At 46.9% G+C, this 23,124-nt stretch carries 20 protein-coding genes; all 20 read left to right on the top strand.

The genetic code is table 11. The features are described from left to right. The first annotated feature begins 148 nt into the window (after positions 1 to 148). On the top strand, positions 149 to 2,029 hold the full coding sequence (locus OEL90_RS07390) for a diguanylate cyclase (RefSeq protein WP_300687704.1): 1,881 nt from the start codon (positions 149 to 151) through the stop codon (positions 2,027 to 2,029). Further along, positions 2,014 to 2,562, top strand: a complete 549-nt coding sequence (locus OEL90_RS07385) for a BMC domain-containing protein (RefSeq protein ID WP_291404175.1) — start codon at positions 2,014 to 2,016, stop codon at positions 2,560 to 2,562. Before OEL90_RS07390 ends, OEL90_RS07385 begins: the two co-directional genes overlap by 16 nt. A 96-nt stretch (positions 2,563 to 2,658) precedes the next feature. Beyond that, positions 2,659 to 3,585: a CobW family GTP-binding protein gene (locus tag OEL90_RS07380; RefSeq protein WP_291404173.1), complete on the top strand. Its 927-nt coding sequence runs from the start codon at positions 2,659 to 2,661 to the stop codon at positions 3,583 to 3,585. A 42-nt stretch (positions 3,586 to 3,627) separates the two neighbouring features. Next, positions 3,628 to 4,182: a cob(I)yrinic acid a,c-diamide adenosyltransferase gene (locus OEL90_RS07375; RefSeq protein ID WP_291404171.1), complete on the top strand. Its 555-nt coding sequence runs from the start codon at positions 3,628 to 3,630 to the stop codon at positions 4,180 to 4,182. A gap of 40 nt (positions 4,183 to 4,222) precedes the next feature. After that, positions 4,223 to 6,490: a hypothetical protein gene (locus OEL90_RS07370; protein WP_300687701.1), complete on the top strand. Its 2,268-nt coding sequence runs from the start codon at positions 4,223 to 4,225 to the stop codon at positions 6,488 to 6,490. 3 nt (positions 6,491 to 6,493) lie between these two features. Next, positions 6,494 to 6,736 carry a hypothetical protein gene (locus tag OEL90_RS07365; protein WP_291404167.1) on the top strand — a complete coding sequence of 81 codons (243 nt, stop codon included), beginning with the start codon at positions 6,494 to 6,496 and terminating at the stop codon, positions 6,734 to 6,736. 434 nt (positions 6,737 to 7,170) lie between these two features. Then, entirely contained in the window at positions 7,171 to 8,910 is a 1,740-nt protein-coding gene (locus OEL90_RS07360) for an ABC transporter ATP-binding protein (RefSeq protein ID WP_300687699.1), read from the top strand. A 76-nt stretch (positions 8,911 to 8,986) separates the two neighbouring features. Next, the gene (locus tag OEL90_RS07355; protein WP_300687698.1) at positions 8,987 to 10,813 is read left to right on the top strand and encodes an ABC transporter ATP-binding protein; all 1,827 of its coding nucleotides are present in this window, start codon (positions 8,987 to 8,989) and stop codon (positions 10,811 to 10,813) included. Positions 10,814 to 10,980: 167 nt separating this feature from the next. Next, the gene (locus tag OEL90_RS07350; RefSeq protein ID WP_291404161.1) at positions 10,981 to 11,559 is read left to right on the top strand and encodes a xanthine phosphoribosyltransferase; all 579 of its coding nucleotides are present in this window, start codon (positions 10,981 to 10,983) and stop codon (positions 11,557 to 11,559) included. A gap of 189 nt (positions 11,560 to 11,748) precedes the next feature. Beyond that, positions 11,749 to 13,026, top strand: a complete 1,278-nt coding sequence (locus OEL90_RS07345; protein ID WP_291404159.1) for a sensor histidine kinase — start codon at positions 11,749 to 11,751, stop codon at positions 13,024 to 13,026. A 4-nt stretch (positions 13,027 to 13,030) separates the two neighbouring features. Next, positions 13,031 to 13,879, top strand: coding sequence for a response regulator (locus OEL90_RS07340; RefSeq protein ID WP_300687695.1), 849 nt, complete (start codon positions 13,031 to 13,033; stop codon positions 13,877 to 13,879). Between the two features lie 144 nt (positions 13,880 to 14,023). Beyond that, positions 14,024 to 15,427, top strand: a complete 1,404-nt coding sequence (gene nhaC / locus OEL90_RS07335; RefSeq protein WP_291404155.1) for a Na+/H+ antiporter NhaC — start codon at positions 14,024 to 14,026, stop codon at positions 15,425 to 15,427. A 311-nt stretch (positions 15,428 to 15,738) separates the two neighbouring features. Next, the gene (locus tag OEL90_RS07330; protein ID WP_291404153.1) at positions 15,739 to 17,247 is read left to right on the top strand and encodes a YjjI family glycine radical enzyme; all 1,509 of its coding nucleotides are present in this window, start codon (positions 15,739 to 15,741) and stop codon (positions 17,245 to 17,247) included. Between the two features lie 239 nt (positions 17,248 to 17,486). Then, positions 17,487 to 18,149, top strand: a complete 663-nt coding sequence (locus OEL90_RS07325) for an RNA polymerase sigma factor (RefSeq protein ID WP_291404151.1) — start codon at positions 17,487 to 17,489, stop codon at positions 18,147 to 18,149. Positions 18,150 to 18,152: 3 nt separating this feature from the next. After that, on the top strand, positions 18,153 to 19,646 hold the full coding sequence (locus OEL90_RS07320) for a DUF4179 domain-containing protein (protein WP_300687694.1): 1,494 nt from the start codon (positions 18,153 to 18,155) through the stop codon (positions 19,644 to 19,646). Positions 19,647 to 19,792: 146 nt separating this feature from the next. Beyond that, complete coding sequence (locus OEL90_RS07315; RefSeq protein WP_291404147.1) at positions 19,793 to 20,161, top strand: zinc ribbon domain-containing protein; 369 nt, start codon at positions 19,793 to 19,795, stop codon at positions 20,159 to 20,161. Continuing rightward, positions 20,158 to 20,901 carry a radical SAM protein gene (locus tag OEL90_RS07310; RefSeq protein ID WP_300687692.1) on the top strand — a complete coding sequence of 248 codons (744 nt, stop codon included), beginning with the start codon at positions 20,158 to 20,160 and terminating at the stop codon, positions 20,899 to 20,901. Before OEL90_RS07315 ends, OEL90_RS07310 begins: the two co-directional genes overlap by 4 nt. Before the next feature lie 80 nt (positions 20,902 to 20,981). Continuing rightward, a complete protein-coding gene (gene ruvA / locus OEL90_RS07305) occupies positions 20,982 to 21,578 on the top strand; it encodes a Holliday junction branch migration protein RuvA (RefSeq protein WP_291404143.1) in 597 nt (198 codons plus the stop codon). Positions 21,579 to 21,645: 67 nt separating this feature from the next. Beyond that, positions 21,646 to 22,704, top strand: a complete 1,059-nt coding sequence (gene ruvB / locus OEL90_RS07300) for a Holliday junction branch migration DNA helicase RuvB (RefSeq protein WP_291404141.1) — start codon at positions 21,646 to 21,648, stop codon at positions 22,702 to 22,704. Between the two features lie 12 nt (positions 22,705 to 22,716). Further along, on the top strand, positions 22,717 to 23,124 hold a 408-nt coding region (locus OEL90_RS07295; protein ID WP_300687691.1), incomplete at its 3' end, for a hypothetical protein.

Below are 23,124 nucleotides of genomic sequence, written 5' to 3'. Positions count from 1 at the left end.
GTGCTTGTAAATTGTGAACTCTAAAACGTCACATTCAATTGGCATTGAAAAGAAATAACTTGTGAAATGATGACAAAATTATAACACCTGACGGAATTGATGTCAAATTTGTAATCTTAAGGCGATCATGCAAAGGCTGGTGAAATTGATGAAGTTAGCTTCCGTCCTATACAAATTACTGATGACAGCCATAGTTCTCAGCATCCTGGCAGTCGTAGGCTACAGCTATCGCTTTTTGGCACCGGGGGCCGAGTCTGGAACCGGATTTTCGCCTATGATGACCGCCTATTTGGTCATTCTCGTTCTGATGACCTTGCTGGGAATGCTTTCAATACTGTATCACCGAAGGTTCTATATCAAACCGCTCAGAGCGGTTGAGGACCACATTCGAAAAGTGGATTTGAACAATCCCGAACTCGAAATGCTGGAGGTCAATGAAGCCTCAAAACTGAGTGAATTGATGGCAGGCATCAACATGCTGCTGTATAGGATCCGCCATAACAGCAGAGAATATAAAAAGGATCAGAATAAACTTAAGGCAATGAACCAAAAGCTGGAAGAGTCCCTGTTTATCAGTCAGTCGGCACAAAACGGAATTATGCTGCAAAAAAATCAATTTGAAGCGCTGTTCAAAAATTCTACGGATGCGATTTTAATTTTAAATCACCATCGGCAAGTGGTTGATCTTAATGAACGGTTTGTGCAGTTGTTTGGCTATTATCATGAGGATCTCAGGTTTAAAGAACCAGATGCCATCCTGACTGAGCCTTCCAAATTTGAGGATGCCAAGTCTTTGACAGATAAACTTTTCAAAGGCGAAGCCTTTGAGCTCGAAACGGAACGCCTCAACAATACGGGTGCGGTTCGAGAAGTCAGCATGAAGGGTGTGCCGGTATTGATTGGGGATGAGGTCATAGGGGCCTATCAGATTTTTAACGACATCTCCGTCAGAAAACGATCTGAATATGAACTCAGGTTCCTCAGCTATCACGATCAACTCACGGGTCTCTATAACCGACGCTTCTTTGAGGTGGAAATGGACCGTCTGGATACAGAACGCAACCTGCCGCTTACGATTCTAATGTGTGATGTCAACGGACTTAAAATCACCAACGATGCCTTTGGACACAGAATGGGCGACCGACTGCTGGTCAAAACGGCGGATATCCTCAGAAGCGTTTGCAGGTCAGAAGATATCATTGCCCGCTGGGGTGGGGATGAATTTGTCGTGCTGCTCCCTAAGACGGATCAAAAGACCGCTCTAGAAGTGGTGGAGCGCATCAAGCAGGCCAGTTTTAATGAGAAAATCGATTCCATCATGATCTCGATCTCCATTGGTTTCTCTGTGAAGCATGAGTCGGATGAGTTAACGCAAGAAGTCTTCAAGGATGCCGAGAACATGATGTACTCCAATAAGCTCTATGAAGGGCCAAGCATGCGGGGCCAGATCGTTCAAGCAATTCTGAACACGCTTCACGAGAAGAATCCAAGGGAGGAACTTCATTCCAGGCGGGTCAGCCAGCTGTGCGGTGCTCTGGGCTCAGCTTACGGGTTCATGAATACGCGGGTTGAGGCACTGAAAACCTTTGGATTGATGCACGATATCGGGAAGATTGCTATTTATGAGCATTTGCTGAATAAGAGCGGCTCGCTGAGTGATGACGAATGGCTCGAAATGAAGCGTCACCCTGAAATTGGATACAGAATCCTCAGCGCGGTCAACGACATGTCTGAAATCGCGGATCTGACCTTAGCCCACCATGAGAACTGGGATGGGACAGGCTACCCGAAAGGCCTCCGGGGTGACCAGATTCCCCTGGAATCCCGCATGATCCAGCTGGCGGACGCCTATGACGCCATGACCTGTGACCGGCCATACCGATCCGCCCTAAGTCCGGAGACCGCAGTCAATGAAATCATCAAAAACTCAGGCAAACAGTTCGATCCGGTCCTCAGCAGACTTTTTGTAGAAGAAGTCCTAAAAATGTCATGGTATGATAGGAGTGAAATAATATGCCAAACGCAATAGGAATTTTGGAACTCAGCAGCATAGCTGCAGGCATTCAGGCGTTGGACGCCATGCTCAAACGAGCGCAGGTTCAGGTGATTGAAGCGCGGATGACGTGCATTGGCAAGTACCTCGCCATCATAACGGGAGATGTGGCAGCGGTAACAAGTGCCGTGGAGACGGGAAAAGCAGCAGGTGGGAAGCATGTCCTGGAAGCAGATGTTATAGCTAATATTGCCGATGGTGTCCTTGAATCCATCCATGGCATCATGGACAAGAGTGAGATCAAGGCACTAGGTATTTTGGAAACCAAGACTCTGGCCATGGGGTTCCTCGGTGCGGATGCCATTAGAAAAGCAGCTAATGTCAGGCTTCTCAAACTTCATGTCAGTCTCGGGCTGGGCGGAAAGGCTGTCGTGCTTTTTACCGGTGATGTCGCTTCAGTTGAAAATGCACTTCGCGTTGGGGTTGAAAAAATCGGAAATCCGGATAAAATTAAAGAGGCTATTGCCATTCCGTCGCCAGACCAGGGACTGATTGACAGTCTGAAATAGCTTTGTTTCTCTTATGTGAAAGAAAGCAATGTTAAATTGTATACACAGCAATAGCGGCGGCAAAGACAGAATGTGATTAGACAAAGGAGTAAAATTATGATTAAGCTTTTTCTATTATCCGGATTTCTAGGTGCCGGGAAGACTACCTTTTTAAAGTCCCTGCTGGAACATTTTCCGGATAAAAAAATTGGGATTATAATGAATGAATTTGGCCGCGTTTCCATTGACGGTCCAATTCTGGAGTCTGATGAGCTGACTATGATCGAGCTGAACCGCGGCTCAATCTTCTGCTCATGTCTTAAACTGTCCTTCATCAGAGCGCTCAATGAAATGGCGGCTTATGACCTGGATTATGTCTTTGTGGAATCCTCAGGCCTTGCGGATCCCTCCAATATTGCTGAAATTCTTGAAGTCGTCGGGGTGGAGAGTCCTGAGGTATATGACTATGCAGGCACCATTTGCATTGTAGATGCGCTGCACTTCATGGAGCAGATCAGTGATTTGGTTACCTTAAAAAGGCAAATTGAGTGCGCTGACATCGCCATTCTCAATAAAGTTGACCGCGTCAGCGAAGAAGCACTTCTCGAAGTAGAATCTGTCATTGTCAGCATCCAGCCCAAAATTCGGATGATGCGCAGCAGCTATTTCAACTTGGATTTTAGCTTTATTGAAAAGGGGATCGATCAGGTTTTTGTGCCTGAGCTCAGAGAGAGTTACAACACAGAAGACAACAAGCCAAAGACCATTATGCTGTCCTATCAGGCGCCGGTACCTCAGGGGAATTTGATTCGATTCCTGGAAACTGTATCCGCATCAGCTTACAGAATCAAGGGCTTCGTCGAGACGCTGGAAGGTCGTTTTCAAGTGGACGTGGTCAGCCGCACCATCGATTTTGCTGAAACTGAGAAGATGCTTGAGGCATCAACCCTGGTGTTCTTATCTAAAGTTGGACCACAGATTATCAGGGTCGTCGACCAGGCATGGAAGACTGAAATGGGAACAGAGATGAAACTCAGTAATTAGTGCCATTCAGAAACTAAAGGTGACCACGGAGGTGGAGATAACATGAAGGAAGATCATAGAACACCGGAAGAAATGGTGGTTTATACGCGTACAGGTGACGGCGGAAAAACCAATCTGTATGATACGACTAATGTCTATAAAGATGAGCCCCGTGTTGAAGCCTATGGTACGATCGATGAGCTGAATAGTTTTATAGGTCTTGCCAAGCATTATATTACGGATGCAAAGACCACGAGTCTGCTTCATGAGATCCAGAGGAAGCTGTTTGATGTTGGCGCTGAACTCGCCACTGTGGATCTGAGTATTCTAAAGACGACCATTCAGCAAGAGGATGTGGATTTTCTTGAGGACACCATTGACGATTATTTAAAAACTTTTGAGACGCCCAGTTATTTCATCATTCCGGGAGATAATAAAGCCAGCGCGCATCTTCACATTTGCCGGACTGTCTGCAGACGGGCAGAGAGACTCATGGTACCTCTTTATAAACACGGAGAAATAAGCGATGAGCTTTTGAAATATGTTAATCGATTGTCTGATTTGTTTTATGCCTTGTCTCGATTTGTCGAAGAAAATTATGAAATAGTTGAATTTTAGCAAAGAAGATTGACTGACAGAAAAGACAGGAGGTGTCACTATGAGAAAAAAGTTTGCTGAAGATGACTTGCTTGGCAGATTCAGGCTTAAGAACAATGCTTCTTTGCGGATTGATCTAAAACCGACACCTCCTGAACAAGTAGAGGAAGTCATTAAGAAAATGGAACCGCTGATCGAGACTCTTGGGACTCCTGAGCAATCCCAGTCAAGCCTTAGCATTGATTGGAACAACAATGAGATTGAAGTCCCTGATAATATGCCATCGGATGTAGAACTCAAGGCGATCCTGTTCCGCGAACCCAAAGACGATGTGCCACCTGAACAAATTGACATATTCAAAAGTCAGCGCCATCAAAAAATGCTGGAGCTTCTGGCAAAGGTTGAGGCTTTGACGCAACACACAGCTGTGGTAGTGACCCAATTTGATGAAACACCGTCTAAGCCGCCTGAAGTACATGCTTCAGATGATCTGCAGGGATCTGAGATGGAAAGTTTAATTTTTAATGGGGAGGAAGCTGCTATGCGGTCTGATACGGAACAGTTTCAAGCTGTACAAGGTAAACAGACTGCTGCCGAGCTGAAGGCCTCTGAGAAGGAGACTCAAGACACTCCAGCTCTGGAGAAAGTTTTCAAACTTGATGTCGATCATGAGGATTTTCAGGAGCGCCTGATCCGAATCTTAAATGAGAATTACAGCGATATGGGGGAAATTCGACCACATAATTTAAAATCAAGATTGATTGAGATTTTAAATGAGGAATACGCTGAGGATTATCTCGAGCAAGATGATTTTGATGAAGATGATCTTGAGGAAGACGGTGTTGAAGAAGTGAGTGTTGAAGAAGTGAGTGTTGAAGAAGTGAGTGTTGAGAAAGGCAGTCTTGAGGAAGAGAAACTTGAGGAAGACAGTCTTGATGATGGCAGTCTTGATGTAGACACTCTTGATGAAGACATTCTTGCTGAAGATCATCTTGAGGACAACCAAATTGATGATTCGAATTGTGACGAAGTCAATTCTGGCGAAGCCGGTTCATCTAATGAAGAATTTAACGGTTTTGCCGATATGTCGAAAGAACCTGAAATCCATTCTGAAATTGAGGATGTCAAGTCATCAGAGGCTGAGCAAGAACCAGAACAAGCGGTAAATATTGAGAATAACTCAGCTGATTCGCTAATAATTGATGTAGAGACACTGAATGAAGAGGTGAAGGAAACAGCTCCGGATTCTGCAGTCGAACCAGAACCGGAAGTTGAGCCTGATGTCATTCAGGAGCATTTTGATGCCTCTGAACAGTTGACAAATACTATTGATCAGCCTAAAATGGTTTTGCCTGCAATGAGAGATCCTTCTGGATTCCTGCCAGCGGAATACAATCACAACAGCCCTGATTTGAAGCCGACTTGGGAAGACAATGAGCAAACCTCTGAAGCTCAGCCGTCAGACTATCCTCCCGTCAGAAGAAATCGTGAGAGATTCAGTCATTTTCAATATGTGACTTCTTTTCACGAAGTGTCGGAATCTGAAGCGGAGCCGGAGGAAAAACCTGAAATAGCAGAGGACAGCACAGCATCAGAGGGAGAAAGCCCTTGGACTCCTCAGAAAGCAGCAGCAGCAGCAGAAGAAGAAGAAGAAGAAGAAGAAGAAGCGCTCAGCCCGTTAGAAGACTTGAAGCCCGATCCTGAGACTAGGCAGCCGTCAGACCGATTAATTGTGGATTCTGACCTTCACCACATGAAGCCTGGTGATGACATTAGGACGGACGAACATCGCTGGCTGAAGGAGCTTCGTGAGGAAGGCAGCGAGGAAGACAGCATTTCTGAAGCGTCAGAGCCTCAACCTGTGTCGGAGTACAAGTGGGCTTCCGCAGAGGTCTTTGGTGCTGCGGAGCAGGATAGAAATCAGGAAACGTTTCAAGAACGGGGTTGGGATCGTAACCAACAACAAGAAGAAGAACAGGTTTATAAGGCGGAGCGACGCTTTGGTGTGGAAGCGGCTGAGACTGCGAAAAGCGAAGGTACTGCAGCCGAAAAGAATGTCGCTCAGAATAGCGAGCGGTATATGTCCGTTGAAGAATGGTCCTTCGTTTTCGATACCTTGAAGGAGCAGATCGACTATTTGAGGAAACAACTGGAGATCAAGGACCATCAGCTGCAAAACAAGGATGAATTAATCCGGAATTTCCAGATTTTATTAAAAAATGAGCAGGACAAATTTCTCAAACTTGAAAACAAAATGGAAGATGTTGTGCTTCAGGTTGAGGAACGTGCCGCAAAAAAAGGCTTTTTTAGCCGGTTCAGGAAGAGGTAAATCATGCGCGTAATTATTGATGACAGATTTTTTGAATTTCAGAATGAGAGAACGGAAACAATTTTTGCTGAACAAAAGGCTTATTTAAAAGAAATGATTGAGCGTTACCAGAATGTAGGGGATATGGAAGCGCTGGTGACGACACTGCTGAGTCTTTCAAATTTGACTGAGGGTTTGATCAATGAGATGGTGGGCGAAGTCGGTGCGGATCAGGTAGCCAGTTATTTGAAGGCCAAAGAGGTATAAAAAAATTCTTGTATAGCAAGACATTTAGATCTATAATAGGGATGTAGTCCACGACAGGCGGACATGCCCCTCGTGAAAAGCACTACAAAATATTAAAAAGGAGGTTGCAGCTATGATGATCACAATTAATGATTACAATGTAATCGCGCTAAATTCAACTTCATACCGGCAGCCTGTGGTTATAATTTTGTAGACAGTTAGATGCAGTCTATATAGCCGCAGGTGATTCTTCTGCGGCTATTTTTACGCTGTTTACAGGTAAAATATTACATTTCGTGACGCAGGAGAATCTGCGTCATTTTTTAATGTAATAATTTCTGATTTTTAGTTTGATTTTCGACAAAAGATCGAAAGGGGACATCTTCGATATGTCGTTCCATTCTCATTCCAATCAATTTAAAAAGTTAACACATCACATGCAAGGAAATACTCTGGTGTATACTGTTGCCATGGTGGCGGTGCTGCTCACGACCCTGTTTGCCATGAGTATTCCCCTGATGATAAGATTCGCGATTGATCAAGTCATTGGTGGTGCAGCGGCTGACTCATGGTCTGCTGATCTGATGACGAGACTGACCGGTGGCACCCTGTTTGGGGTCGCAATTCTGATTCTGATCGCTTCTCTGCTTCGAGCAGCATTTTTACTGATCAAAGGCATAGCCAGCGCCGCGGCGTCTGAGCGCATTGCCAAGGGACTCAAGGACCGGGTGATGCAGCACTTGCATGAAGTCAAATTCGAGTTCTTTTCAAGTCACGACACCGGCGACCTCATTCAGAGGGCTACTTCAGACGTTGAAACGATACGTAGGTTTCTAGCTGTTCAAGTGGTGGAAATTGTGTCCATTGTACTGATGGTGGGGATCGTCTCTGCGCTGATGTGGTCACTTGATCCAAAATTGACGTTCATTGCCCTAAGTCTGATCCCAATAGTCATCCTGTTTTCCATCTGGTTTTTCTTCAGGGTCAAGGCTAAATTCAAAATTGCGGATGAAGCCGAAGCAAAAATGACGTCTATGCTGCAGGAAAATTTAAGCGGGATAAAGGTCATTAAAGCTTTAGGAAGAGAGCCATTTGAACACGAGAAATTTTCGGGGTTCAATAAAGATTTAAAGGAGAAGGTTTACAAACTGATTCTAAATTTTGCTTATTTCTGGTCGCTGTCAGATTTTGTGTGCCTGCTCCAGATAGCGCTCGTTATGTATTTTGGCGCAAAGTGGGCAATAGAGGGCACTATCAGCCTTGGGACAGTCGTCGCTTTTATCACTTATGAAAATATGCTCATTTTTCCGATCCGTCAGCTCGGCAGAGTTTTGAGCGAATTTGGAAAAACCATGGTCGCGGTAGTCAGGATTGATGAAATTCTGGAAGCGGAAACAGAGGATGATTTGACTGTTTCAGCAGATGGTCAGAAGGACCTGGAGCCTGAGATAATAGGCGGCATTGAATTTAAGGGTGTGCGTTTCACTTATCCAAAGGGTGAAGAAATTCTGAAGGGGATTGATTTTCAAATTTTACCTGGGGAGACCATCGGCATCCTAGGCCCTACTGGTTCGGGCAAGTCGACGTTGGCCTATCTGCTGACGCGGCTTTACGAGCCAACTGAAGGCGAAATTTTGCTGGATGGCATACCGCTAAACCGTATTTCCAAACGTTATTTGAGACGCAATATTGGACTTGTCCTTCAGGAAGCCTTTCTTTATGCCAGAACTATTGGAGAGAATATCGCAATCCGAGGCGAGGCAAACGAGGCAGACATTGTGAGGGCGGCGCAGATTTCGGCGATCCATCACAACATCGAGCAGTTTGATCACCGCTATGAGACCTTGGTGGGTGAGAAAGGCGTATCGCTTTCCGGCGGTCAGAGACAGCGCGTCGCTATTGCCAGGACGCTTCTGAAGCCCATGCCGGTGATGATTTTCGACGACTCGCTGAGTGCGGTGGACACGGAAACGGACAGGCAGATCCGAGGTGGTTTGATGGCGAACAGCGCTTATTCAACTGTTCTTTTGATTTCCCACAGACTTACGACGCTGATGGAGGCGGACCGGATTCTGGTCATTGAAGACGGGGCAGTTTCAGCCTTTGACACTCATGAGGCTTTGATTCAGCAGGAAGGGCTTTACAAGCGGGTTTGGGATATTCAGAATTCTATTGCAGAGGCAGAAGCAAGTTAGGGACTGTTCCGCGGGAGCTCACTGGCTTTAATGCAAAATCGCAGACTTAAACGCAGAACAATTCGAGGTGTGACTTATGGAAAATTCAATTCAAAAGGAAACAGGCAGGAAAAAAATTGACCGGCGGCTTTGGTTCAGATTGCTGCCATTTATGAAAAATTACAAGAAACAGCTGACGGTGGTCGTTCTCTGTCTGGTGCTCCTGGGCGCTATGGATGTCATGATGACCTACCTGACCAAGCACCTGATCGACGCTTACATTTCACCAGGCAGGCTGGAGGGACTGAACCTGTTCATTGCCGTTTATGCCGGCATTGTCCTGCTGATTGCTCTGGTGGTGTACAAGTTTATCCAGACAGCAGGTGTGGTTGAAGCCGGCCTCTCACATGATATCCGTCAGGCGGGATTCGAAAAGCTGCAGCAGCTTTCAATGAGCTATTTTGACCAGAACGCGGCAGGCTGGATCCTCGCGAGGCTGACGTCAGACGTCACCAAACTGGGCGAATTTATCTCATGGGGTTTGGTGGACATGGTTTGGGGACTGACCATGATGCTGGGCATTATGGCTGTCATGCTGGCAGTGAATCTGAAACTGGCTCTCATTACCCTGTCGGTCATGCCAATTCTGATTCTCGTCAGCTGGTATTTTCAAAACAAAATTGTCGCCTTTCAAAGAGTTGTCCGTCGGCTGAATTCCCGGATCACCGGCGCCATCAACGAAGGCATTACCGGGGCACGGACCACTAAGACTTTGGTGGTAGAGGATAAAGTCATGGCGGACTTTAGGGTTCTAAGCGGAGACATGCGGGATCAGAGCATCAAATCCGCCTTCTATAGCGCTTTGTATCAGCCTATGGTCATCAACATCGCAGCTATTGGCACCGTCCTGGCGATTCAATATGGCGGGGCGGAAGTCATGGCCGGGGCCATCTCCTACGGGACTTTGGTCTTGTTTATCAATTACTCGATCCAATTTTTTGAGCCAGTCAGAGAAATGGCGCGGATCCTCTCAGAGATGCAATCGGCACAGGTATCCGCGGAGCGGATCTTCATGCTCTTGGATCAGCAGCCTGAGATCGAAGACACGCCAGAGGTCACAGCGCGCTACGGCACAGTTCTGGCACCGCATAAAGAGCGCTTTGAGGCTATTGAAGGCACAATTGAGTTTAAAGACGTCCATTTTAGCTATAAACCAGAGGAGCCTATTTTTCATGGATTGTCTTTGAAAGTTGAAGCGGGCACTTCTGTCGCATTGGTCGGCCCAACGGGCTCCGGCAAGAGTTCGTTGGTCAACCTCATCTGCAGATTTTATGAGCCATACTCCGGGGAAATTTTGCTGGATGGCGTACCGTTGAAAGCGCGGTCGCAGTCTTGGCTGCATCAAGGAATTGGCTATGTCCTACAGACACCGCATCTTTTCAGTGGGACCATCCGCGACAATATTCGTTATGGGAGGCTGGAAGCAACAGAGGAAGAGATCAGAAAGGCAGCTGCACTGGTGGGTGCTGACTCCTTTATTTCGCATCTTTCACAAGGTTATGACACTCAGGTGGGTGAAGGCGGCGCCATGTTGTCTACCGGGCAGAAGCAATTGATTTCCTTTGCCAGGGCAGTTATTGCTGAACCAGCGATTTTTATACTGGATGAGGCCACGAGTTCCATTGACACAGAAGCCGAGCAATTGATTCAGCATGCGCTGGTGAAAGTATTGGAGAACAGGACGAGTTTTATCATTGCGCACCGGCTTTCCACCATTCGCGCCTGCGACCGCATTTTAGTCATAGAGGATGGCCGCATCATTGAAGATGGCACTCATCAGTCACTGATGAAATTGAAGGGACATTACTGGCATCTCTACACCCATCAGTATATTGAGGAAAAAGAGAGTCAATTGCTGGCATAACAGGTGGATCTTGCGTCACTGGTATGACAGTTGTACTTCTACAACTGTTGTAACTGTTGTAATTATTGTAACTGGAGCAGCGGTGAGAATTTTTATGCTGTTAGGCTTGCCTTTTTCAGCAGATTCCTTTAAGATAGTTAAAACTCTGTTTAGAAAGAGGTGCTCACTTGAATCTATTAAAAGAACGCATCCTGACGGATGGTTACGTTTTAGGCAAGGACATATTGAAGGTAGACCGTTTCCTCAATCACCAGGTGGACGTTGGCTTGTTAAATGAGGTGGGCAAGGCCTTTTACGAACGTTTTAAGGATAAGGGGATCAACAAGATTCTGACCATTGAAGCCTCAGGCATTGCCATAGCAGCTATTACCGCGCAGTATTTCGATAATGTGCCTGTGGTTTTTGCGAAGAAATTTGATTCCGTCAATGCTGACCCGGACAGTTATGAGACGAATGTCTACAGTTTCACGAAGAAGCGGAATTACAGCGTTCGAGTGTCCAAGAAGTTTATTCATCCCGGTGACCGGGTGTTGATCCTGGATGACTTTCTGGCTCAGGGACGTGCCGCGGCGGGCCTGATTGAACTGGTACGCCAGGGCGGCGGCGAGGTTTACGGTGTCGGCATTGTCATCGAAAAATCCTTCCAGGAAGGGAATGCCTACGTGAGCAGTCTGGGTGTTGAGATCCACTCTCTGGCGAGAATCAAGGCATTTATTGATGGAAAGCCTATATTTGAAGAGGCTTAAAAAGAGTTAGAAAGGAGATGAAAGGCGGTGTCAGCGGCTTATGCCCAGTGAACCCGCACTTTGCATCTCCTTTTTTATCTTCGACGCCTTGTACCTTTTGCTTAAATTCAATTTCATTTCAGTTTCAGGTTGGATTTGGTATAATGATGAGTAATCATTGTGAAATGCCAGAACGCAAGGATGTGAATAATGAGACACCTGAGAACCCTGATTGTAAAAATTTCAATTATAGCTTTGCTGGACGCTATAACATCCCAAATTTACATAGGTTATGACCTGAATGGTTTCAGAATATCAATGTCCGTCATCATTCTCCCAGTCTATTATTATTTCAATCCGACGTTGAATCCCATCATTACCTCGTTTGGAATAGGACTGTTCGGACTGCTTTTTCGGGGGATCATTGGAATTGGCGTGTTTGGGAGTTTTATGGCGGCAGCAATGGCTGACTTTCCTATATTTGTATTTGATATGTCTTATGGTTTCATTTACTATTTTATCGTCTATCTCGCCAAGGAAAAGACGCTGTCGCGCTGGATCCTGGCTATTTGTATCGCTGATTTTGCCTCCAACCTATTTGAACTTGTGGTCCGGATTGGCCCTCTGGTAGGGGAAAAGATCCGGCTCGTCGACACCCTGATCACTGTTGCCTTTATTAGGACAGCTTTGGCGACGGCACTTGTTTTCGTTTTGAAATATTACAACATCATCCTGATGAAGGATGAAAAATATGAGCGTTACAAGAGTATGTACACTGTTCTGAGTGATTTGAAAAGTGAAATCTATTTTATGCAGAACAACATGGAATATATTGAGCAGGTTATGGGGGAGGCTTACACACTTTATGAACAGCTCGCGGATGATTCAGACCCCAAATCACGTCAATTGTCCTTAAAAATCGCAAAAGATGTTCATGAAATCAAGAAAAACTATTCCAAGGTCATTGAAGGTATAGATAAGATTGGCGTCACACAAAACCCTTATGGCGCTTTTAAAGTCAGGGAACTCCTGGAGATTGTAGTCAAATTTTTTAAAAACGAAAGCGTCAATGCCAAGATTGAGCTTAACATGGTGGATCTGCTGAATTCTGACCACGTCGTCAGTGAGCATTTACTCTTTGTCTCTGTCATCAGAAACCTGATTTCCAACAGCATAGAGGCCATCCGTGATTCAAGGAAAGAAGGCACCATCTCTGTTATTTTGACAGAGGACTTTGAGCATTTGATATTGACAGTCAGAGACAATGGACCCGGCATTAAAGATAAAGATGTTGAGGCTATCTTTGAAGCCGGTTACTCTACAAAGTTCAATCCAAGCACCGGTGATATTTATCGCGGATTAGGACTGACCCTCGTCAAAGATATTGTAGAAACCACCTTTAATGGACACATTAAAGTCAAGTCCATCTTAGGTTCCGGTACGGAAATAGTCGCTGTACTCGACAAATTAGCCCTAGAGGAGAGGTAACCCCATGACATTTTATTTGGTGGATGATGACTCATCTGTTTTAAGAGTGCTCGAAAATATCATTGAAGAGTTTGATCTTGGTGATGTGGTTGGCATGGCCAAGGACTCCGAAAAAGCTTTAGTTCAGATTCCGAATCTGAAGCCTTCCATAGTTGTCGTGGATATGCTGATGCCCAACATGGATGGCTGCGCACTGGTCAAAGCTTTGAAGGATGGTCTTCCGGACACTAGATTCGTCATGCTGTCTCAAGTTTCAAGCAAGAATATCATTTCGAAGGCTTACGACTGCGGGGTTGAATTTTTTATCAGCAAACCCGTCAACCAGATTGAAATCAGAAATGTGCTGGGCAACATCAAAGAGAAGCTGGAGATGGAGCGTACATTCAAGATGATAGAGGGTATGTTTAATAAAGGTGACAAACATGCTTCAATCAAAGTGCCGGATCAGATGTCTGACCAGGTAAAAAAAATCAAAATGATTTTTTCGAAGCTCGGCATCATGGGTGAAAAAGGCGGGGAGGATCTGATTCAGATCTGTTCTTATATGCTGGAGAACAATCTTAAAACATTTGATTTTAAGGTCAGGGATATCTGCGACGAACTCTGTGACAATCCCAAAGCCATGGAGCAGCGGCTGCGGCGAGCGATTAACCGGGGTCTGATCAATTTGGCAAATTTGGGAATTGAGGACTACATGAACGAAAACTTTATACGTTTTTCCAGCACACTGTATGACTTTGAAAATGTCAAAGCAGAGATGGATTTCATTCGCGGCAAGCGCGAGAGCGGCGGCAAGATCTCCGTGCGCAAGTTTATTGACAATTTGATCCTGATGGTTTTAGAGACCTCTTGACGTAATTTTCTGACTGAGATACACAATTTTTAGATCATTCTAAATTATTTGTGACATTTTTGTTATCCTTTTGTGAACGTTTTTGAATTTTTTTGTAACCTCTTATGTATAATGAGCTATCTTATGCAAAGGAGGAATTCATCAATGGAAACAAAGATGAAGAAAAAAGCCACGCTTGGTCACGCACTCATTCCTATGGCATTCATTATCGTGGCACTGATCGTCACCATGCAGTTCTGGGGCGGGGATCCACACCTTCCAATTCTCTTCGCAGCAGTCGTCGCGGCTATCGTCGCAATTGTCGGACTCGGCTATACCTGGAAAGAGCTTGAGGATGGGATTGTCGACACCATCAAAATGGCTATGCAGGCTATTCTGATCCTGATGATCATCGGTATGATCATTGGTACCTGGATTCTCGGCGGCATCGTACCAACCATGATCTACTATGGTCTTAAGCTTCTGTCTCCTAGCATCTTCCTCGTCGCAACCTGCCTGCTCTGCTGTATCGTTTCCCTTGCAACAGGAAGCTCCTGGACGACTGCCGGTACAGTTGGCATCGCGCTTGTCGGCGTAGGGATCGGCCTTGGCATGAACCCTGGTATTGTAGCCGGTTCAATCATTTCCGGCGCCTACTTTGGCGACAAAATGTCTCCGCTTTCAGATACGACGAACCTTGCGCCAGCTATGGCGGGTTCCACGCTGTTTGAACACATCCGGCACATGATCTATACGACCGGTCCATCACTGATCATTTCCCTGATTCTCTACGGTATTATTGGTATGAGATTTGCCGGAAACGAAATTGATACTGCAGCTATCAATGAAATTCTGAATGGTCTTGAAGCAAACTTCAACATTTCGTTGATTCTGCTCCTTGCGCCAATTCTCGTTATCGCAATGGTTATCTTTAAAGTTCCGGCTATGCCTGGCTTGATCGGCGGCACTATTCTTGGCGCGCTGTTCGCGTTCCTCTTCCAAGGTGCTGACATGACTGCAATCGTCGAAGCAACCCATTATGGTTACGCTTCTGACACTGGCGTCACGGTTATTGATGACCTGCTTTCCCGCGGCGGTCTCGACAGCATGATGTGGACGGTTTCCCTGATTCTCTGCGCTATGAGCTTTGGCGGCGTTATGGAGAAATCCGGAATGCTGGAAGCTATTGCATCTTCCATCATGAAACTTGCTCATGGCACTGGCAGCCTCGTTCTCGCAACGATCATCACGATCATTGCCATGAACATGATGGCTGGTGACCAATACCTTGCTATCGTTATCCCAGGCCGTATGTACAGACAAATCTACGAAGACCGCGGTCTCCATCCGAAAAACCTTTCCCGCGTTCTCGAAGATGCCGGCACGCTGACTTCGCCTCTGGTTCCTTGGAACTCCTGTGGTCTGTTCATGTCAGGCACACTCGGCGTTGCGACGTTGGTCTACCTGCCTTACTGCTTCCTGAACATTATCAATCCGCTCGTATCAATCTTCTACGGCTTCACGGGCATCACTATGGAGAAACTTCCTGGCTTCGAGAAAACAGCGTAGACTTTGAACGATTAGGATAAAAAGTTCTACATAAGGTCAAAGTCATTGTTGACTAAAATGAGTTTGAAACACCCCGGAATCTTTCAGAAGAAACCGGGGTGTTTTTTATATTTACATGTTAGTGTCTGGTTGGAGTGGGTTAAGTGACCATCGGCAAAAATTCTTTAAAGAGACAAATGTCCCGAAGTTTGCGCTATGTCATTCGTGGGCGTTGATTCGGGCCTGGCTTTGTTCTAAAATAGAAGCAAAGATAGTCACAGTGAACTGATCAACGCATTTTCAGCGTGTTTTATAACGAAAGGGTGACAACAATGAGTAATGTTTTGTCCATTATTCAAGATCCTGTGCTGACCTATGAGCAAAAGGTGATTTCACTGGCCAGGGCGGCGGAGGATTCAATCGAGGTGCTGAACATTCCGGCAGCGGTTCAGTCTTTGAGGGACCGTGATATTTTGTGTGACCTGTTTGAGGGGCACGCGCCTTACAGGCCGCGCTATGTTGTAGTCAATTTTGAAAAGTTTATGAAGCAGGGCAGCAAATTTCTGGAAATCGATCCGCCTCAGGATCTTGAGGAGGCCGTTCACGCGCTGCTGATCCTGTACAAGCATATCCCGTCCATTTCGACTTTTCCGGTGTATATTGGCAGCTTGGATACACTTCTGGAGCCTTTTGTTGAAGATGAGGAGGGGGCTTTTAAGACGATCAAGCTGTTCCTGAAGCACATTGACCGGACTATTACGGATTCTTTTTGCCATGCGAACCTCGGCCCTGAGCCGACTCGAGCTGGGACTTTGATTCTGAGGGCGGAGCGAGAGCTCCAGGACGCGATCCCGAATATCACCCTGAAGGTGAGTCCAGCGTCGACTGAGGATTTCCTGCGGGATGCGGCTGCCACATCACTGATCACCGCAAAACCGAGTTTTGCCAACCACGCCATGTTCTCTAAAGAGTTCGAGGATTTTGCCGATGGTTACGCCATTGTCAGCTGTTACAACGGCCTGCCTATTGGGGGCGGCAGCTACACTTTGTCGCGGCTTAAGCTCGACAAATTGTCTTATGAGGCAGTGAATTCTGCGGACTATATCGAGCGCCTGCTTCCTGAAGCGATTCAGCTCGCCATGGATTACATGGATGAACGCATTCGATTTTTGGTGGAGGAAAGCCATTTCTTCGAATCGAGTTTCCTGGTTCGTGAGGGTCTGATTGATCCTGCGAGGTTTACTGCAATGCTGGGTGAAGTGGGACTTGCAGAAGCTGTCAACCATCTCATGAAATTGGATGGCCGCAGCGGACGCTTTGGGCACAGTCAGGAAGCGGATGATCTTGGGGTGCGCATCATTGAGGGCATGCAAGCTGTTGTGAATGGGCATTTCAATCCGCATCTGGCGACGGGCGGCCATTATCTGCTCCACGCCCAGGTGGGCATTGATTCTGATGCCGGCACCAGCCCGGGCTGCAGAATTCCAATTGGTGACGAACCGCCAATTCACGAGCATTTACTTCAGGCGGCCCGCTATCACAAGTATTTTCCATCCGGCATTGGTGACATTTTCAGTTTTGATGAGACTGTGAAATCCAATCCGCAAGTGGTGGTCGACATTGTCAAAGGCGCCTTTGACGCCGGGATGCGCTATTTTTCCTCTTATGCCTCAGATGCGGATGTAATCCGGATCACCGGCTATTTGGTCAAACGCTCGGAAATTGAGAAGCTGAGACGGGGAGAAGCGGTGCTGCAGGATACGGTGGCTTTGGGGAAAGGCGCTGTGGACAACCAGCATGTATTGGAGCGGCGCGTTCGCATGAGGGATGGATTGCTGTAGCGTTTGGAAAAAAGCCATAAAATCAAATTCATAAGGCAGAAAGCAAGTGGTTGGGTTATGAACTGCTTGTGATCTGCCTTTTCGTTTTTTTTGAAACCTTTCTAACTTGCGTGCGTTTAGGTATGATAGAGGAAAGTGAAATGAGAACTGATATCGCAAGCTCCGGTACAAAGATTATTTCTGTTCGTGCGGCTGGGGCCTATTGACCCAATTCAAATTGGAAGTAAGGAGGCTTTTTTGTGGGATGGCTGAAAACTGACACACCCAGCCAACGTGGGGTGTCGGAATCTAATGAGGTACTCAAGGCTTCACTCACTGTGTTTGTAAAGACACATGACGTGATGATTCGAAAATTAAGCTATAAATTAACCGCTGAAGTTGAGGCTTCAAAGGACCTTTATCAGCAAACCTTTCTTAAGGCCATGGAACGCCTGATCCTGCCGGAGCATTTGGCACTCTTGTCTCCAAGCGGAATCAGTGAGGAGAAGGCCGCGGCCAACTGGCTCTATACCATTTGTCTCAATTTATATAGAGATCAATATGCCAAGGAAAAGCGATGGCTAAATGTGGTCGAGCCACAGTACGCAGAGGATAGCGCTCAGGCATTAAAAATTGAATTTGCCGCTGACCCGGATCCTGAGCCACTCGAGGTCTTAATGCGGGAAGAGGAAAGGGCAGTGATTGAAAGTGCCCTTTGTCAGTTGTCTGATCATTACCGGATCCCGCTAATTATGTACTATTTTCTTGAATGTGATTTAAAAAAGATCTCGGAAGTGCTTGAGTTAGAGATATCGACCGTGAAAAGCCGGCTGTTCAGGGGTCGGGAGAAGCTTAGAAAAAATTTGGCTGCACAGGAGTTTTCGACAGCTAATCCCATAAAAGTGTCAGGAAGGGAGGTCTAAGTCATGGATGAACGGCTTCTTGATAAAAAAATTGAAAAAGTGCTCAGAGAACAGTCGCTCCCTGATCATTCGGACTCGTGGGCAGAAGAAACCCTTCAGCTTATGATTGAACCACTGGGGTCGATAGGCACAGCCGCAGACCTGGGTGGCCAACAGGCGGGGTCAGACCTGGGGAGACGACAGACGGGGTCAGACCTGCAAGATCCATTTGATGGACAGGCGGGGTCAATAGGCACAGCCGCAGACCTGCATAACACGGTTGTTAACAGGTCGAAAATCACGAAAACTATTATGAGAGGAACTTTGACTGTGGCGGCAAGCTTGATCATTGGGATTGGCGGCCTCATGATTGGCGCGAAATTTAATCCATCCCTGGCTGAAAACATGATGAAATGGCCACTCGTCGGGCAGTGGGTAGAATATCTGGTCGGCAAACCGGGACTAAAATCTGCTATTGAGCATGACCGCTATCAGCCTATCAACGCAGCTATTAAAATTGACAATACAGAAATCACGCTCAATGGCGTGGTCGCTGATCAGCAGACCCTGGCTGTGTATTATTCGATTACGGGTGATCATGCTGAGGAATTTGTCGAACTGTCCCTGGAGATTCCGGATTTCAAAGCTGCTATCGGTATTGAATTTTCGGGTATGGGGGAAGAGGTTCGACTTTCTGAAATCAGAGCCTACGGACATGAAATCCCAACTCAATTTACCTTGGCATTTACCATGGACAATAAAGTATTTCGCTTTCCTGTCTCCCTTGATGCGTCATTATCCCGTGAATCTGTTCAATACGAATTGAACCAGCCGCTGGTGATAGCTGATTATGGCATGCTTGATATTGAGGAAATCAACGTAGGCGTCATCAATGCCAGCGTCAAAGCAAGGCTGCTGCCGGCAGAAGGTGTTAAGGATTTAAATATTGGCCTATATCTCATGGACCAGAATGGTGATAAAATTTATTTTGACAGTATGGGGAGATTGAATTCAGAGGCTGAGGTTGAAGCTCAAACTATGGAATTCAAAGCCAGCATCAGCCGCTTTGAACTGGACGGAAAAATGTTTATTGGGATAGATCCTCAGAGAACCGCATGGCAATCTAATGTTTTAAGTACGGTGTATTTTGACGTTTCAAGTGAAACCATTCATTCAGAGCTTCCGAACCAGAGCGAGATTATTGTGTATAAGGGACGCGAGGTCTCGGCACTCAGCGATATGTCTGGCAAAGAATCTGAGAAGCCATGGATCACTTATGAATTTCTAAGGCCTGGTATGTTCGATGAAAACCCTGATTATGGCGGGCATGAATATGGGGCCCTTCGAATGGAACCGGATCCATCCGAAAGTTCCATGGGAATGTGGCAAACGGAGGAAGGCGCAGCTTTCAACATTGGGGTACCTGAAACGTCAGAGGTTGATCGCATTTACCTTTCCCTGTTTGTGCCGATGGTTGATGAGGTGCTAAAACCCGTAGAAATCAAAAAACTCAACTAATTGACAAACGAGGGGAACTCATCTACAACTTGAGTTCCCCTCTTGGCGTCCGCCACAACTTATCCCTCACAGAAGCGAACAAATATGCTATAATGGTAAATGATTGCTAAGACTCAGTTACATGATGTCTTTTAGGAGATGACGACATGTTTTTTATAGGCGTATTCGGAATCACAAGCAAGGATAAATTGCTCAGAGACAGCCAGGTGGAATGCAAGGAGTGCAACAGTACTCTGCCAAAAAAAGTCATCAAGAGGTACAACACCTTTCACGTCTTTTTTATACCAACCGTTCGCTGGAATTTAAACTACTTTTGCGTGTGTCCTTCCTGCAAAAGTGTCTTTGAACTGAAGAAAGAAAAAGGACAGGCCTATGAGGAAAATCCTACGGAAGAATTGACCTACTGGGATCTCAAAACGGTCAAAAAAGGCAAGCCCCTCAGATTCTGCAAATCCTGCGGCGCTGAAATCGACAAATCCCACGCCTTCTGTCCGAAATGCGGAGAAAAGCAGTGAGTGAACAAGTACAGAACCTAAGCCTCATGGGCTATGTCCGCAGGATCCTGCCCTTCAGTTCAGTGGATGGGCCTGGCAACAGAACCATCATCTTTCTCCAGGGCTGCAGCTTCAGGTGTGGTTATTGCCATAATCCGGAGACTATTGCCCTTGGCAGCGTCCTGAGCACAGATGAAGTGTCTCTCAGGTCACCTGAAGACGTCGTTCAGGAGGTACTCAAATACCGCCTGTTTATTTCCGGTGTGACAATTTCAGGCGGCGAGTGCACCCTGCAGCCCGAATTTCTCCTCGATCTGGTCAAAGCTCTGAAAAAAGAGAATTTCAACGTCCTGATCGACACCAACGGCGACTTTGATCAGGCTTTTTACGAGCGCATCAGACCTTGGGTCGACGGCTTTATGCTGGATGTTAAAAGTGTCAATCCAGAGGCACACAAGGAACTTACCGGTGAGGACAATCAGCGGGTTCTTGAGAATCTGAACCGTATGGTCCAGGATCGGACCCTCTGCGAAGTGCGTACAGTCATTGTTCCTGAGTGGCTTGACAACACCCATACAGTGTCCTATGTCAGCAAGGTGCTTGCAGCTCATGCGCCAGAAACCCGCTACAAATTGATTCGATTCAGACCCCATGGCGTTGTTGCCCAATTTAAAGGCAAAACTATGCCAAACCATACAGAAATGGAAAAATTAGAAAAAATAGCGCTGGATGCAGGACTTAAACAAGTTATTTTGGTTTAGTTTAAACTGTATCACCGCACCGCTTCATTCGCGGTTTGCCGTCTGTGAGACACAACTGCGCCATTTTAGGAGGCTGCCCCATGTATGAATATTTTCGCGGTGTTGTCGCCGTTTTACATCCCGACCGCGTCATTCTTGAAGTCGGCAATATAGGCTACAGCATCTCCACCTCGGCGACCAGCGCCATGGCCTGCAAAGTGGGGGAGACGGTCACCTTCTTCACCTCCCTGATCGTCCGCGAGGACAGCATGACCCTGGTGGGCTTCTCTACTGAGGACGAGCTGAAGGTTTTCCGACTGCTCACCACCGTGTCAGGTATAGGTGCTAAGGTTGCCATTGGAGCCCTGTCGGGCATTCATTACCTAGAGCTCACCCGCATGATTATCTTGGGAGATGCCGATGGTCTTATGAAAGCACCTGGCGTCGGGAAAAAAACAGCCCAGCGCATTGTACTGGAGCTGAGAGACAAATTCTCCAAAACACTGTCCGCGCTGCCGGAGGCAGACGGTTTTTCTATGCCTAAAAACGTCGGCGTCGTTTCTGATGCCATAGAAGCCATGATAGCCCTGGGTTACAGGAAATCCGACGTCGAAAAGATCATCTCGCGCATCGACAGCCGGGACCTCACCGTGGAGGACGTCATCCGTCAGGCCCTTGGTCTGATGGCGGTTCTCTAATCTCATTATTTATAGCTTTTGCAGGACCGCTGAGGCAGACACGCAATAGTGAAAGGAGGCACTGCCCTTGGACTCAGGATTTGACCGCTTTATTACGCCGGATCTTATAGAAGAAGACGTTCTGCAGGAAGGCAGTCTTCGACCGAAAAATCTCAAGGAATACATTGGACAGGAGCGCAACAAGGAGAAACTGGGTGTCTTCATTGAGGCTGCCAAATTCCGCGCTGAAGCACTGGATCACGTCCTTCTCTATGGACCGCCAGGACTTGGCAAGACGACACTGTCCAACATCATTGCCAATGAGCTGGGTGTGAATATCCGCATCACTTCAGGCCCTGCGATCGAGCGGCCCGGAGACCTGGCAGCCATCCTAAACACATTGAGGGACAAAGATGTCCTTTTTATTGATGAGATCCACCGTCTCAGCCGTGCGGTGGAGGAAGTCCTCTATCCGGCTATGGAGGACTATGCCCTCGATATTATCATAGGCAAAGGCTCTGAAGCCAGGTCCATCAGACTTCAGCTCCCACGCTTTACATTGGTTGGCGCCACCACCAGAGCAGGACTTTTGACGTCGCCGCTGAGAGACCGCTTTGGCGTCATGCTGCAGCTTGATCTCTACAGTGAACGTGAGCTGCACCTCATCGTGCGTCGCTCCGCCGACATCCTTGGGATCGGGATTCACGACGATGCTGCGTGGGAAATCGCCAGAAGAAGCCGCGGCACACCACGGATTGTCAACCGCATACTGAGACGGGTCAGAGACTTTGCTCAGGTGGGCGGCAGCGACACCATCGATATAGACGTCGCGCGCTATGCATTAAAAATGCTGGATATTGATGATTCCGGTCTCGACAAAGCTGACCGCAGACTTCTTTACGCCATTGCTGAAAAATTTGACGGCGGACCGGTTGGGGTTAGTACCCTGGCAGCGGCTACCGGTGAAGAGCAGGGCACCATTGAAGACGTCATTGAGCCATTTCTGCTGCAGCTTGGTTTTATCAACCGAACGCCAAGAGGCCGCGTGATTACGCGAAACGGTTACCGTTATCTCAATCTGGATCCAAAGGGACAGATTGCGGCAGAGGTTCCTTTTAATCAACTGGAGATCAGTCTTGAGGAATGAGGTGAGGTTAACGTGACCTATAAAAAAAATACACTAAACGCGAAGCCGGCTTGGATCCTGTTGACTTTATGTCTTTTGTCAGTTCTGTTGGCTTTTAATGCGGATCCTTCCTATGCTGTGGAAGCAAGCCCGGATCGACAGTTTCGCGTTGGCATCAAATTCAACAGTATTACCGACGCGACGTCCGTTTTGACTTCAACCAGCGGGTTTAAGCTTGTTACGGTAGACGGTGTGGGCGCTTTTTCGGACACCGGTGCCATATTGCCGCTTAATACCCTCTATGTCATTAAGAATACAAAGGCGGTTGGCGAGACCATCGGCACACCAGCCGGAAGTAGTGGTGCCTACTTTGGACCGTATCATCTGCAGGTGGGACCGGATTTTGGAACCTATCTTGAAATGCGGCAGTTTCTGGATCAG

Origin of the sequence: Acidaminobacter sp. (assembly GCF_030247605.1) — a bacterium.
In the GTDB taxonomy this organism is placed as follows: Bacteria; Bacillota; Clostridia; order Peptostreptococcales; family Acidaminobacteraceae; genus Acidaminobacter.
The sequence above is the reverse complement of the archived record's forward strand: the minus strand, read 5'-3'. Positions and strand labels throughout refer to the sequence as shown.